This is a genomic window from Trinickia mobilis, from assembly GCF_017315705.1.
In the GTDB taxonomy this organism is placed as follows: domain Bacteria; phylum Pseudomonadota; class Gammaproteobacteria; order Burkholderiales; family Burkholderiaceae; genus Trinickia_A; species Trinickia_A mobilis.
In genome coordinates this window covers 68,920-82,035 of the sequence record NZ_JAFLRF010000006.1, presented here as the reverse complement: position 1 = coordinate 82,035, position 13,116 = coordinate 68,920, and the positions used below count along the sequence as shown (strand labels likewise).

Annotated in this window: 13 protein-coding genes; 4 read left to right on the top strand and 9 right to left on the bottom strand. The window is 60.8% G+C overall.

Annotation, left to right across the window (positions count from 1 at the left end; translation table 11 throughout):
- Nucleotides 1-504: 504 nt before the first annotated feature.
- Both J3489_RS10540 and J3489_RS10535 read left to right on the top strand, forming a co-directional pair.
- The gene (locus tag J3489_RS10540; protein ID WP_206997667.1) at nucleotides 505-1,878 is read left to right on the top strand and encodes an MFS transporter; all 1,374 of its coding nucleotides are present in this window, start codon (nucleotides 505-507) and stop codon (nucleotides 1,876-1,878) included.
- Between the two features lie 105 nt (nucleotides 1,879-1,983).
- Nucleotides 1,984-3,162, top strand: coding sequence for a porin (locus J3489_RS10535; RefSeq protein WP_206997666.1), 1,179 nt, complete (start codon nucleotides 1,984-1,986; stop codon nucleotides 3,160-3,162).
- A gap of 332 nt (nucleotides 3,163-3,494) precedes the next feature.
- Here J3489_RS10535 and J3489_RS10525 read toward each other — a convergent pair whose 3' ends face one another.
- From J3489_RS10525 to J3489_RS10510, 4 genes are read right to left on the bottom strand one after another with little or no spacing between them, the layout of a single operon-like run.
- Nucleotides 3,495-4,340 (bottom strand): HpcH/HpaI aldolase/citrate lyase family protein, encoded by an 846-nt coding sequence (locus J3489_RS10525; RefSeq protein ID WP_206997665.1) that lies wholly within the window; start codon nucleotides 4,338-4,340, stop codon nucleotides 3,495-3,497.
- Nucleotides 4,337-5,689 carry an MFS transporter gene (locus J3489_RS10520; RefSeq protein WP_206997664.1) on the bottom strand — a complete coding sequence of 451 codons (1,353 nt, stop codon included), beginning with the start codon at nucleotides 5,687-5,689 and terminating at the stop codon, nucleotides 4,337-4,339. Before J3489_RS10520 ends, J3489_RS10525 begins: the two co-directional genes overlap by 4 nt.
- A 54-nt stretch (nucleotides 5,690-5,743) precedes the next feature.
- Nucleotides 5,744-6,583 (bottom strand): HTD2 family dehydratase, encoded by an 840-nt coding sequence (locus tag J3489_RS10515; RefSeq protein WP_206997663.1) that lies wholly within the window; start codon nucleotides 6,581-6,583, stop codon nucleotides 5,744-5,746.
- Entirely contained in the window at nucleotides 6,580-7,869 is a 1,290-nt protein-coding gene (locus J3489_RS10510; RefSeq protein WP_242539929.1) for a CaiB/BaiF CoA transferase family protein, read from the bottom strand. The genes J3489_RS10515 and J3489_RS10510 overlap by 4 nt, the downstream gene beginning before the upstream one ends.
- A 91-nt stretch (nucleotides 7,870-7,960) precedes the next feature.
- Between J3489_RS10510 and J3489_RS10505 the strand changes: the two genes are divergently transcribed.
- Nucleotides 7,961-8,860 (top strand): LysR family transcriptional regulator, encoded by a 900-nt coding sequence (locus J3489_RS10505; protein ID WP_242539928.1) that lies wholly within the window; start codon nucleotides 7,961-7,963, stop codon nucleotides 8,858-8,860.
- A gap of 274 nt (nucleotides 8,861-9,134) precedes the next feature.
- On the opposite strand, the gene J3489_RS10500 is transcribed toward J3489_RS10505, so the two are convergent.
- From J3489_RS10500 to J3489_RS10480, 5 genes are read right to left on the bottom strand one after another with little or no spacing between them, the layout of a single operon-like run.
- Nucleotides 9,135-9,551, bottom strand: a complete 417-nt coding sequence (locus J3489_RS10500; protein ID WP_206997661.1) for an ester cyclase — start codon at nucleotides 9,549-9,551, stop codon at nucleotides 9,135-9,137.
- A gap of 8 nt (nucleotides 9,552-9,559) precedes the next feature.
- The gene (locus tag J3489_RS10495) at nucleotides 9,560-10,207 is read right to left on the bottom strand and encodes an NADPH-dependent F420 reductase (RefSeq protein ID WP_206997660.1); all 648 of its coding nucleotides are present in this window, start codon (nucleotides 10,205-10,207) and stop codon (nucleotides 9,560-9,562) included.
- A 38-nt stretch (nucleotides 10,208-10,245) separates the two neighbouring features.
- Nucleotides 10,246-10,908 (bottom strand): NADPH-dependent F420 reductase, encoded by a 663-nt coding sequence (locus J3489_RS10490; protein ID WP_206997659.1) that lies wholly within the window; start codon nucleotides 10,906-10,908, stop codon nucleotides 10,246-10,248.
- 28 nt (nucleotides 10,909-10,936) lie between these two features.
- Entirely contained in the window at nucleotides 10,937-11,206 is a 270-nt protein-coding gene (locus J3489_RS10485; RefSeq protein ID WP_309491363.1) for an aldehyde dehydrogenase family protein, read from the bottom strand.
- Nucleotides 11,207-11,247: 41 nt separating this feature from the next.
- Nucleotides 11,248-12,036, bottom strand: coding sequence for an aldehyde dehydrogenase family protein (locus J3489_RS10480; RefSeq protein ID WP_206997658.1), 789 nt, complete (start codon nucleotides 12,034-12,036; stop codon nucleotides 11,248-11,250).
- Between J3489_RS10480 and J3489_RS10475 the strand changes: the two genes are divergently transcribed.
- Nucleotides 12,035-13,111, top strand: coding sequence for a LysR family transcriptional regulator (locus tag J3489_RS10475; RefSeq protein WP_206997657.1), 1,077 nt, complete (start codon nucleotides 12,035-12,037; stop codon nucleotides 13,109-13,111). The two genes, J3489_RS10480 and J3489_RS10475, sit on opposite strands and share 2 nt — an antisense overlap.
- The last annotated feature ends 5 nt before the right edge of the window (nucleotides 13,112-13,116 follow it).

The following is a 13,116-nucleotide window of genomic DNA, read 5'->3' as shown; positions in this document are numbered from 1 at the left end:
TATGCGATTCCAGCTCCATTCCCGTAGATGTAGACTTTCGCGCCTGAGTGTCTCACTCGGCCGTGAGAAGGTGAGAATCAAGTTGCCTTATTTAGGCAGAGTTGTCCTCGCGGGTCGTTCATCCCGGGACCGAGCCGCGTTTTGACTTCGGTGTTCTCCTAAAACCAAGACTGATCTGACCGTCCTACATGAATCGGGTCGATTATGGCGCATACATAGTAATACTAATTTATTTAGGCTAATGGAATGGCATCGAGATTTGTGGGCAATTACAAGCGTCTCCTGCTGTTTACAAGTGAAGAATTCCCTTCTCACCTACAAAGATGTGGGTAATCCTGACGGGACCGAAGTCATCCGTGATGCAGGAGACGAAGCGCAGCGGACGGTCACGTCATTGGCGTTTTGACGAGCGGCGGCTTTGGCCGCACAGGCGCGCTAGGTGGGGATAGTGATTCGCTGGCGCGATACAAGTAATGATCGGCCTCGCAGGCCGAGGAGACACTCATGCGATTTCTCGCACGCACAAGCTTCGACGATCCCGATGACGATCGGATCTACAACCGGGTCGCCACCCGCCTGTTGCCCTATCTGCTGCTGACCTACATCGTTTCGTTTCTCGACAAGGTCAACGTCGGGTTCGCCAAGCTGCAAATGGCCGCGGACATTGGCCTGAGCGACGAGGCGTTCGGGTTTGCAGCGGGCATCTTCTTTATTGGCTATTGCCTTTGCGAAATTCCGAGCAACCTCATGCTGCAAAAGCTCGGCGCGAAGTTCTGGATCGCCCGCATCATGGTCGTGTGGGGCGTAATTTCCACTTGCATGGTGCTGGTGCGCTCGGAGCACATGTTCTATGTGCTGCGCTTTCTGCTCGGTGTGGCCGAGGCCGGGTTCTATCCTGGCATCGTGCTGTACCTCACGTACTGGTTTCCGACCCGGCTGCGCTCACAGGTGAATGCGATTTTCTTTCTTGGCATTGCGCTGTCGGGGGTGGTAGGCGGCGCGCTGTCAGGGCTAATCATGGCGAGCCTGAGTGGTGTGGGTGGTTTGCGCGGCTGGCAATGGCTGTTTCTGATCGAGGGAGCGCCAGCCGTGCTGCTGGGCGTCATCACTTACTTTTACCTGGACAACGGTCCGCGTGATGCACAGTGGTTGCCAGCAGAGGACCGCGCCAGGGTGGCCGGCCAACTCGCCTCCGAGCATGCTTCGCAGCTGGCGGCAGGCACTGGGCATGCGTTCGGCGCCGCCTTTAAAGACATCAATATCTGGCTGCTCGTGGTCGTCAATTTCGCATTGCTTGGCAGTACGTATGGCGTTTCGTTCTGGCTACCGCAAATCATCCGCAACCTTGGCATCCGGAATTATCTCGACACAGGATTGGTGGCGAGCATTCCGTTCGTTGCCGCTGCAATCGGCATGGTGTTGATCAGCCGGCACTCCGATCGCACTAAAGAGCGACGCTGGCACGCGGCGGGTAGCGCTTTTGTGTCGGCCGCCGGACTCGCGTTCACCGCGCTGTGCTCGACGAGCCCGGTGCTTTCGTTAACCGGCTTGTCGTTCGCGATGATCGGCGCGCTCGCGGGTCTTGCGGTGCTTTGGTCTTTGCCTGGTGTGCTGTTGACGGAGACAGCGGCGGCGGCAGGGATCGCCTTAATGGCGACCGTCGGTAATCTGGGCGGTTATGTGACGCCGTATGTGATCGGCGAGCTCAAGCAGCGCACCCACCATCTCGAGTACGGCCTGTATGCGCTGGCGCTTCTCACGCTGGTGGGCGGCCTGGCCATGTTAGGCCTGCCGAAACTGCGCGGGCGCTTGGGCGAGCCGCGCGTGCGGCCTACCCCGTTAGGACACGCCGCAGTTTCCGATGATCAGCGGCTTTGACTCGTTCGGCGCCGCCGCCATGGCGTCGGACTTCAACAATCTGGCGGCTTACACGTTTCGCGTCAGCAATTCGGTCAGTTAAGCGTCATGCGAGGAGATTAATCAATGAAGATCCGTAGTACGGTTATTGCAACGACAGGCTTGTTGGTGGTGGCCGCCGCCCACGCTCAAAGCAGCGTGACACTTTATGGAGTTATCGACACCGGGGTCATGTATGTAAGCGGACAGAAGAGTTCGACGGGTGCCGGGTCCAGCAACTGGCTGATCAACAGCGGGACACTCACCACTCCGCGCTGGGGCTTGCGAGGCAACGAAGATTTGGGCGGCGGTCTGAGCGCTATCTTCTGGTTGGAAAACGGCTTCAATTCTTCGACCGGCACGCTCAGAAACGGCGGCACTTTCTTCGGTCGTCAAGCCGCGGTGGGTATCCAGTCGCAGCAATTCGGCGCGCTTACTTTGGGCCGTCAGTATGACTTCCTCGTGAACTATCTGCAGCCCCTCAGTGGGGCAGGTGCGGGGGGCCTTGGCAACAACATTGCCATACACCCGTTTGACAATGACAACATTGGCAACAACGTGCGCATCAACAACTCGGTCAAGTTCAGCAGCACGTCGTTCGGTGGCCTGAAGGTCGGCGCAATGTACGCGTTCTCGGGGGCGGCCGGCGGATTCGGAAACGGCTCCGCATACAGCGGCGGCGCAAGCTACTCGTACGGCCCGCTCGATTTTGCAGCTGCCTATCTTCAAATCAACGGGACCCGCGTGGCGGGCAGCGCAGGTGGGGCGACAAGCACTTCTGACTTTGATGCAGAGTCGTTGGGTGGTCGGCAGCAGATCTATGGTGCCGGCGTGAAGTACAGGATCGGTGAGTCGTCGATCGGCCTCCTGTGGACGCATTCCTCGATCAACAACCCGACGGGCATCATCCAAGGCGCAAGCTCCTACGTCGTGCTGCCCTCAGGCAGCTCCAATCTCAAGTTCGACAACTTTGACATCAGTGGCCGCTATTTGGTGCGCCCGAACCTGAGCCTCGCTGCGTATTATTCGTACACGATAGGCGAGCTCAGTTCGGCGACCCACGGAGCGAGGCCGCATTGGAACCAGGTTATGGGCCAAGTTGATTACCTGTTCTCGAAGCGGACCGATGTCTACTTCGAAGGCCTTTATCAAACCGTCGGCGGAGGTAACGGACTCTCGGTCTTCAATGCAGAGGTAGGTGTGCTCCCCCCCTCGGCAACCGGCTCGCAACTGGTGGTCGGGGCCGGTATCCGCCATCGCTTCTGATTTCCGCGGTCGGCAAGACGCGTGGGCAGGTATATCAGGAACTGGTGCAGGCACAGGAGGATGGCGAAATGACGTATCTGAGGCAGCTCTACAAGGGGCGTTAACGTTGGCAACAGTCCTGCTGTCGTCTACGCGGTTACGCAACAAGTACAAGCTCAGGCGTCGCAGGGGCGGGAGCTATCCATCCTCGCACCTCTACGGGCACTTCGGTCTCGTGCGCCTGACGGGGCCTTGGCTGTAACCTGCCGTGGACGAAGGCGTGCTGTCTTGTCCGAGAGCCGGATGCGGGAGATCTGCCTGTCCGGTTCGATGAGCGGGGTGTGGAAACGGGGCTAAGGCGAGGTTACTCGGGCACCGCCAGACGAAAGGGGCGGCTTCATATGACGCAGAAGCCGCTGGGCTCGTTCAATAACCGGTGCGTCGATCATGCGGCCCTCGAACATGAACACACCGCTGCTCGACGCGGCCCGTTCAATTACGCTGTTCGCCCATTCCATCTCGGCGGCAGTCGGCACGAAGCATTCGTTCACGGCCGACACCTGTGACGGATGAATGCACAGCTTTCCGCCGAACCCGGTGCGGCGCGCCCGCCGCGTCGCCACCGCCAGTCTTCCGGCGTCGCCAATGTCGAGCGTCACACCATCGACGGGAGCCTGTAAGCCTGCTGCGCGTGACGCCAGGACGAGCAACGAGCGGTATGAGGCGAGGTCATCCCCGTCATCCTCGATTGCCAGATCAAGACAAAAGTCTACCGTTCCGAACAACAGACGGAGGACGCCCGGCGCCGTAGCGATCTCTTTGACATTCATCATGCCATTCGCGGTTTCGATGATCGGCAGGACAGGCACGCCGGGTAGCAGGCGTCCGGCGACCTCGGCGATGTCCGACTTGCTTTCCGCTTTCGACAAGACGACTCCTTGCACGCCGGACAAGCCGCACAGCGAAAGATCTTCCGACGCCCATTCCGTGCCGAGGGCGTTGATGCGAATGCAGCCCGTGCCGCCGCTTTGCAGCCACGTCCGGCACGCTGCCCGCGCGGTCTCTTTGTCGGCGATGCCAACCGCGTCCTCTAGGTCAACAATGATTGCGTCTGCACCGCTTGCTGCGGCCTTGGCAAACCGTTCCGGGCGGTCCCCCGGGACAAAGAGAAACGACCGCGTGGCGAGATGCTGGCTCATGAATTCACCTGTGCGCTTGCTTGCATTCCTGCAGGAAGGGCTGCGGTTTTCGATCGCCCAAGGAAGAAGGATGCGCAGACGCTGACGAGCGACATGACTGCAAGATAAGCTGCGACCGCGTATCCCGAGTGGAACGTCTGAAACAACCACAGCGAGATCAACGGTGCCGGGCCTCCCGCGATAATCGACGCTCCCTGATATCCCAGTGATGCTCCACTGTAGCGAATCCGAGCCGGGAAGGATTCGGCGATATAGGCGGCCTGAGATCCATACAGCGCTGCGTGAATGACCATCAGTACGACAGTGCCTCCAATCACCGCGATGGGCAGCCGCGAGTCGAGCATCGCGAAGTACGGAAACGCGAACAACATCATGCAAATGGCTGCTGACATGTAAGTGCGGCGGCGGCCAATACGATCGGCGACGTAACCGAAGAACGGCAAGGCGAAGCAAGCGACCACGGCGGCGATCAGCACGGCATTGAGCATGAAGTCCCGGCCAAGCGCCAGGTGTTTCGATCCATACAGCACCGCGAACGTCGTGAGCGTGTAAAACGCTGCCTGCTCACCCGGGCGGATGAGAGCGGAGAGGAGAATGGCGCGCCACTCGGTGCGAATCGCTTCCCCAAGTGGGCTCTTCTTGCGATCGACCGATTTGTTGGCTTCGATGAAGTCGCGCGTTTCGGGAACGCCGAAGCGAATGATCAAGCCGAAGATGAGCAGGACGCCGCTTGCAAGGAACGGAATCCGCCAGTCGTGTTCCAGCAGTGCTGAACCGCTCAGATGACTGCACGCGCTCCAGACGAGGACCGAAATCACAAGCCCGAGCGGAACGCCGACGTTCGGTAACGAAGCCATGAAACCGCGCCGCTTCCCGTTATGCGATTCCATTGATAAAAGCACGGCACCTCCCCATTCGCCCCCGACCCCGATCCCTTGCAGAAAGCGAAGTCCGATCAAGAGCCATCCCGCTGCAGGCCCGATCGCTTGTGCCGTAGGCAGAAAACCGACCAGCACGGTAGCGACGCCCATCAGGGTCAAGGTAGCGACAAGGGTTGACTTGCGGCCGACCCGATCGCCCATATGTCCAAACAGGGCGCCTCCCAACGGACGCGCGAGGAAGCCGACAAAAATCGTGGCGAAGGACTCCATCAGTCCGTCCGATCCACCGTGTGAGAAAAACAAAGTTGGAAATATGAGTGCTGCAGCAGTGCCATAGATGAAAAAGTCGTACCACTCAATGGTCGTGCCGATGACACTGGCGATCGCCGCGCGTCGTTGCACACGCTTTGAGGCAGATGGGTCCTCGATCGCGTCTTCGTGCAGGCCGGGTGATTGAATCGGGTTCATGGTTTGTCTCCTGATATCCACGTGAACTTCCTGTATTGCGTGATGCTGCGCCCCTCAGAACATCGCCTCGGCGCGCATCGAGATTGCACCGTCGGACAGTCCGACCCACAGCACAAGCTGGTCGCCGTCTGACGCGGCGTTGATCGTCAACTCTTGCCCGAGAATGGCGGGTTGCACGCCTCGGTAACGAAACTGCTTAAGCGGTCGTCCTTTCACTTCCTGTGCAAAACCCGCCAGCAAGGTGGCGTTAAGCGGACCGTGGATGACCAGATTGGAATAGCCCTCGACATCGCGGCAATAGTCGACGTCGTAGTGAATGCGATGCCCATTGAAGGTGAGCGCGGAATACCGAAAGAGGCTCGTCGAGTCCGGCTGAAAGCGTCGACTGTGCTGGGCTATTGGCATGTCAACGGACGTTGAGCGGGTAGGCGCGGTCGTGGCCTCCTTATAGACAATGTCGTGATGCTCGCTAATGACGGTTCTTCCTTCATGCACGAGTTCGTGCAGGACCGTGACGAACACAAGTTCTCCGCTTCGACCATGCTTGTGCTCGACCGATACGACGCTCGAGCGCTTTTCGACCTCGGTACCGAGCGGAACGGGGCAGTGAAATTCCAGCTTTCCGCCAGCCCACATCCGGTTAGGCAGTGCGACGGGCGGCAGGAAGCCCCCGCGACTCGGATGCCCGTCGCGGCCAAGAGCTTGCGGCGCCTGGCCTTCGAGGAAATAAAGCCAGTGCCAGAGCGGCGGCAGCGGTGTGCCGTCCGTGAAATCCGACTGCGGGAAGCCCAGTGTGGCGGCCATCAGGCGGGCATGGCGCGATGACAGTACGTCGCGGTCGACGACTGATTTGCCGACCCATTGGCGCAAGTGATCGAGATCGACGGCGCTCATGCCATTGCTCCGGTGTCGTGCTCCGCGAATTCGGCCCGGAGGCTTTCGCTGTGCTCGCCGACGGCCGGCGCGCGGGCAAACCGTTGCGCATCCCATGGCGCACGCACGGGCGGGGCAATCATCTGGATTTCCGCGTCGTCCACTGGCATTGGCCAGGTGCGAAGTGCCGGGTGTTCGGCCATTGCGCGGACCGAGCGTACCTGGGCATAGGCCGTGTTGGCCGACGACAGGCGATCCAGTGCTGCATTTGAATCGAGGCTCGCGAAGGTATTGGCGATCACGCGGTCCAGCGCCTCGCGGTTGCGAACCCTTTCCGTATTCGAAGCAAAGCGCCGATCTAACGCAGTCTCGGGCTGCTGCAGGAATACTTCGCAGAAGCGCTGCCACTCGCGCTCGTTCTGGATGCTGATGACGATGTCACGCTCGTCGCAGGTGGTGAAGGCGCCGTAAGGTGCAATCGATGGATGCTTGAGCCCTTGTCGTGTCGGCGCCCCATTGCCATAGACTTCGTGCAGGTACGGAATCGTCATCCAGTCTGCCGCCCCGTCGAACAGGGACACAGATACGCCCGCACCGTGGCCTGTACGCTCGCGTAACGCCAAAGCGGAAAGCACTGCAATGGCCGCATTCATGCCCGCGCCGATATCGCAGATGGAAACCCCAATTCGGCCGCAAGCCTCTGGCGCGCCGCTGATGCCGGCGAGGCCACTCTCGCATTGAACCAACAGGTCATAAGCCTTCAGGCTGCTCGCGTCGTTGTCGGTGCCATAGCCGGTAATGTCGCAGGTGATAAGACGCGGATAGCGGTCTCGCAGGGCGGCGCTGTCAAAGCCAGCGCGTGAAAGCGCCCCAGGCGCAAGGTTCTGCACGAAAACGTCTGCGCCGGCAAGGATACGGTGCAATAGGTCGGCGTCTTCGGGCTGCTTGAAGTCCATGACGAGCGACTCTTTACCGCGATTCGTCCAGACAAAATAAGACGAGACTCCGTTGGCAGCGCGGTCATAGCCACGCGAAAAATCGCCCTCGGCGCGCTCTATCTTGATCACGCGTGCGCCCATCTCCGCGAGTCGCCCGGTGCAAAGCGGCGCGGCGAGCGCCTGTTCAATTGAAACTACGACGATGTCGGCGAGTGGCTTGGCCAGCGACGCCTCTTTTGCGGGCACGTGCATTGTTGTCTCCATGGTTTGCGAAATCGGTGGATTCAGTATCGACAAACGGCCGTTGCAGATAAAGCGAGCTTTTCCGAACGTAGCGTTCGCCAGCGACGAAATGGCGCGGCGCAGCAATACGTAGCGCCTCTCACTACTTGGGGAGGATTGAGATAAACTCGATGAAAATTCGGCGATGTCTAACGCTATGCCCTACGATCTAACCGACTTGAAGGTCTTTCTCGCCGTCGCCGAAGAAGGCAATCTTTCGCGCGGAGCCGAGCGGTGCCACCTGGCGGCATCGTCGGTCAGCCTGCGGATAAAGAATCTCGAAGACGCGGTGGGCGTGCCGCTGCTGACTCGTCGGGCGCGCGGAGTCAGCCTCACTGGCGCGGGGCAAGTTTTGATGGAGCATGCGCGGCGGTGTCTGGCTCAGCTTGAGCAAATGCGCGCAGATCTCCTTCCATTCGCGCAGGGCCTCACGGGCCACGTTACTGTGTTCGCCAACAACAATGCGATTAGCTCCCACCTGCCAGACGACCTTGCCCGGTTCTTCGCGCTGTATCCAAGTGTGCGGATAACGCTCGAGGAGCGTCTGAGCCACGACATCATTGGTGCCATCTCGGCCGGTCGCGCCGATGTTGGCGTGGTCGCGCTCGAAACAGGGCATCCGGATCTGGAATTTCTTCCTTATCGCAAGGATCAACTCATTCTCCTCACACCCGTAGACCATCCGCTCGGGCTGAAAAGTACGGCGAGTTTCGCCGACTGCTTCGGTCAGCCATTTATCAGCCTGCAGTCAGGTGCGGCGCTGCACACGTTCCTGATGAACCATGCCAGCGCTATCGGCGGGCGCCTCGACGTCCGTGTGCAGGTTTCAGGCTATCGGGCGATCGCACGCCTGGTTTCCTCTGGGGCCGGCATAGGCGTCGTGCCGCGCTCGGCTATCGAAGCCTCAGACAAGGGACGGCTTGCTGTCGTCGAGTTGATCGAGCCTTGGTCTCAGCGCGACCTACGCGTATGTGTGCAGCGGCATTCAAACGAGAAGAATGTCTTTCGCGATAAGTTGATCGAGGTTCTGTGTGGCGGCGCCAAAGATTGTCACGCGCCTGCTACCCTTGAGGGCTGACTGGAACTACGACGGTCAAGGTTCGGCGGAAGCGAGTGCTGGCCCCTTGTCTGTTGCGAGGGAGAAAGACCATCAAGCAAATGGCCGCTTTCGAATTGAAGCGAACCGCAACGCCTCTCGGGCGAGTGGCGGCTGGGGGTCGACCGCGGGCCTTCGACTTGGGATCTGCTGAGCCGGCGCGGCCGGACCCCGCGATGCGGGCGGTCTTGCGACACTCCGTACACGGCCGGGGAGCGCGGGGCCATCCGGCAGAAGGGGCACGCTTGGGTTGAGTTCAGTCGTCTGCATTGCGTGGTGCCGTTAGGGTGGCCCATCGCTCGACGATCTTGCGATTCGCAAATCGCCATAGCACGAAGCCGTGGAATTCGATCTTCTGTCCGGTCGCCGCGTCGGTTGCGCGCCACGTGTTTCTCACCATCACCTTGTCACGCTCGGCAATCATGTCTTCGATCGTGACGTGAAGGTCCGGCCATTTTTGGTAAGCCGCCTTCATCATGGTTATCGCCGCTTCCGCGCCGACCTGGGGCCCCGACGGTTCGTCATGGTCGAGGAAATCCGCGCTGAAGTTATCCCGTGCGACCTCCGGATTCTTGCGGTTCACGAATTCGTCGAAGTGTTTCGCAACGAACTGCTTCATCTCGTCGAGCGTGAATCCCGGGTCGCCGTCGGGCGGTACTCGGTAAGCTTCCATAGCGGCCTCTACTCAGTCAGCATCTTGAACGCGTGATGCCAGTCGTTGCGGAGAAGCCCGGGCAGGCACCACAGCATGCATAACGGCTCCAGCGCCCGCGCTGAAACAATGCTCCCACAGTCATAGGGTTCCCAGCCGAATTGCCGTGCGATCGCGCTAACCTGGGCCTTTGCATTGTCATCGTTACCGCACAGGAACATGGTCGGCGTGCCCTGCGAAAAGTGCGGATTCACCATCAAGGCATTGCCGACGCTATTGAAAGCTTTCACCACGTGCGCCTGCGGAAGCTGCGCCTGAATCCACTCACCAAGCGATTCGTTTGGCCCGGTCGTGTATTTCAGGATCCCGCTGACCGGCGGCTCGTCAGCGAGCGGGTTGGTCGCATCGACGACAGTCTTGCCGGAAAGGTTCTCCGCACCTGCAAGTGCGATCACGCTCCCGGCGATGCGGCCAAGCACGGCCAGCACGATGAGTTCGCCAAACTGCGCCGCCTGCTCGAACGTCCCGGCGCGTGCTCCGGCTGTGTCTCGGACCCACTCCTGCACGTCGCTCTTTTGCGGATCCCGCGTGCCCAGCATCGTGTCATGGCCGTGCTTGATAAAGCCCGCGCCAAGCGCCCGGCCGACCACTCCTGATCCCAATACGCCCACTTTCATTTCAGCCTCCTCTAGTGCAGCCGCGGCAATGCCGATGCTCAGGAACGCGAGCCTTCAGGCGCGCTGCGCGGCGTCTCATGCAGCAACGACAGCCCGATCCGGGCGCCGAGCCCCTGTTGATAGGCGAGCTGCACCAGCAGCATCGCCGCTGGTTCGGCGTAACGCGCAAGGGCAAGCGGCCCCGCGTCGACCGGTTGTGCGCCAATCTCGTCGACGAGCCTCGCGATGACCGCCCGCGCATCGGCGTCGTCGCTGCAGACAAACACGTTTGGTCGGTGCTCGCCGATGAGCATGCGGGGCGAGTGCAGCATCTGCGCGAATGGCGGAATTGCCTTGACAACGGTTGCCCACGGCGCGAGTTTCGCGATCTCTTCCGCGCCGGATGTAGTTGTCCCGACGGCAAGGCCGCTCAGGTCGGGTTTGAGCGCGTTCGTGCAATCCCACATGATCTTTTTACCCTGCACGCTGCCGGTCTGTCCGAGCGCGTCGGAGGTGACAGTCCAAGGCGTGGCCAGCACCACCACGTCGGCGAACTGCACCGCTTCGGCGACCGTGCCGACGCGCGCGCCGAGCTCGGCGGCGGTCGCATTGAGCTTGTCCATGTCGAGACTGAAGCTCAGCATCACGGCATGGCCGTTCGGGATGAGATGTTTCGCGAGGCCGGTTCCGACGTTACCTGCTCCGATGATTCCAATGTTCACGATCGGGTCTCCTTCCATGAACTCGAGTTCATGCAATGTTTGCCCAGATGGACTTGTACTGCGTGTAGCTTTCGAGCGCCTCCGCACCTTGTTCGCGCCCGTAGCCGGACATCTTGTAGCCGCCGAAGGGCCCGTTGGGATGGTACTTATGCCAAGTGTTGATCCAGACTGTGCCGGCCGCGATGCGGTCCGCGAGACGCAGCGCTCGGCCCAGATCGCGGGTCTGGATGCCCGCAGCGAGGCCGTATGGCGTGTCATTGGCGATGCGCACGGCTTCTTCGTCGCCATCGAACGGGATGATCGGCAGGACCGGCCCAAAAATCTCCTCGCGACTGATTTTCAGTTCGTTGGTCGCGTCGCCGCGCCGTTACGGATGATGTTCTGCCCCACGGCTGTGGACCCCGTAAAGGCAATCTTGTCGACGAGCGGATGTTTGACCAGCGCGTCGCCAAGCGTGCCGCCGGGGCCCGTGACGAGGTTGTACACGCCGTCCGGCACACCCGCGTCGAGTATGACCTGGGCGAGGGCCAGCGCCGTCAGCGGCGTGTCGGAGGCTGGCTTGTGCACGATGGCGTTGCCGGCGGCCAATGCCGGCGCGACCTTGGAGCAGGTGAGTGCCAGCGGAAAATTGAAGGGCGTAATCGCGGCCACCACGCCGAGCGGCTCGCGACGCGTGAGAATCCGGGTATGCGGTTCGTAGGACGCGCGATAGGCGCCGTCCATCGCATGCATGGCAAGCCCGCCGAAAAAGCGGAATAGCCCGGAACAGTGCGGCATGATGACGTCGAGAAAGTCGCGATAAGGCATGCCCATATCCATTGCTTCGCGCAGCGCGAAGTCTTCCGCCCGCTCGTCGAGCAGATCGGCCACGCGGAACAGGATTTTCGCGCGCGCTTCGTGATGCAGGCGCGACCAGTCGCCCGCTTCGAATGCCCTGCGCGCCGAGGCAACCGCTGAATCGGCGTCCTCGGGGGTCGCTCTCGCAACCTCCGTGATGGTTTCCTCGGTGGTGGGATCGACCGTCGGGACGGTTGCGCCGTCCGACGCGTTACGCCATTTGCCGTCGATCAGAAGCTGTCCCTGCGGCAGACGCTTGCGCGGAGGGATCCGCGCCGGTTCCTGATTCATGGCCGCGCTCCTCACGGTTCACACGGTGCAGTCCATTGTCGGCGTGCTGTCGCGGCTGGTCTATGCTACGGAGCAGCGAAACAGTTGTGAGCAAGGGTGCAAGATGAAAACGAACGGCGGCGGATCGATCGACCTGTTCAGGGCCCTGAAAACGTTCGCCGCAACCGTCGAGTCGACAAATTTCTCGGCGGCCGGCCGTCAACTTGGCGTGACACCCGGCGCGGTGAGCAAACAGATCGGCATGCTGGAGACATTGCTCGGGTGCCGGCTATTCCAGCGCACGACACGCCACCTGTCGGTGACGGACGAGGGGCGGCGCCTGTACACGATGGTGCACGAGCCCGCGCAACAGATCGAAGATGCGATCGCGGCTCTGTCGTCTGACGAAACCCAATTGAGCGGCACCGTGAAGGTATCGTTGCCGATCGCCTTCAGCCGCGTCGCGTTGCTGCCGGTGTTGAGCCGGTTCCGCGAGCGCTACCCCCAGGTCACGCTCGACCTGCGATTCGAGAATCGCCACGTGGACCTGATTTCGGAGGGATATGACTGCGCGATCGGACAATTGCACGATACGGATTCCAGTGTGGTCGCGCGTACGCTCGCTCCTTTGACGCTCATTTTGTGCGCGGCGCCCGCGTACCTGGAGCAGCACGGCGAACCGCAGTCGATCGAGCACCTCACGCATCACGAACTTATCGCGTTCCGTTCTCCCAGTTCGGGAAGAATCCAGACGTGGAAATTGCAGGCGCGGAACAAGGAAGTCGTTTTACAGCCAGGCTCGCATCTCATCGTTTCCGATACGGAAGCGTTGACGGAGCTTGCCCTCGGCGGGTGCGGCATCGCGCTGCTTGGTGCACATCATGCGGCAGGGCTGATTGCCGCCGGCAAGCTGAAGTGCGTACTGACGAAGTTCGTGTCACGGCGCAGCGACATCTGCATCTACTACGCAGCGAGAAAGCACTTACCGCCGCGCGTCGCGGCGTTCGTCGAATTCGTGGTCGAGGAAGTCCGGCAGAGCGAGATCGTCAATCGATCAAGGGAACTCGTTCAGCGGCGTACCGTTCGAGTCCTCTGAATTGC

Excerpts from the sequence above, each read along its gene's own strand:
- J3489_RS10495 (WP_206997660.1), bottom strand. The coding sequence starts at position 10,207 with ATGAAAGTGGGCGTATTGGGATCAGGAGTGGTCGGCCGGGCGCTTGGC.
- J3489_RS10515 (WP_206997663.1), bottom strand. The coding sequence starts at position 6,583 with ATGAGCGCCGTCGATCTCGATCACTTGCGCCAATGGGTCGGCAAATCA.
- J3489_RS10540 (WP_206997667.1), top strand. The coding sequence starts at position 505 with ATGCGATTTCTCGCACGCACAAGCTTCGACGATCCCGATGACGATCGG.
- J3489_RS10500 (WP_206997661.1), bottom strand. The coding sequence starts at position 9,551 with ATGGAAGCTTACCGAGTACCGCCCGACGGCGACCCGGGATTCACGCTC.
- J3489_RS10520 (WP_206997664.1), bottom strand. The coding sequence starts at position 5,689 with ATGAACCCGATTCAATCACCCGGCCTGCACGAAGACGCGATCGAGGAC.
- J3489_RS10525 (WP_206997665.1), bottom strand. The coding sequence starts at position 4,340 with ATGAGCCAGCATCTCGCCACGCGGTCGTTTCTCTTTGTCCCGGGGGAC.
- J3489_RS10475 (WP_206997657.1), top strand. The coding sequence starts at position 12,035 with ATGGCCGCGCTCCTCACGGTTCACACGGTGCAGTCCATTGTCGGCGTG.
- J3489_RS10535 (WP_206997666.1), top strand. The coding sequence starts at position 1,984 with ATGAAGATCCGTAGTACGGTTATTGCAACGACAGGCTTGTTGGTGGTG.
- J3489_RS10480 (WP_206997658.1), bottom strand. The coding sequence starts at position 12,036 with ATGAATCAGGAACCGGCGCGGATCCCTCCGCGCAAGCGTCTGCCGCAG.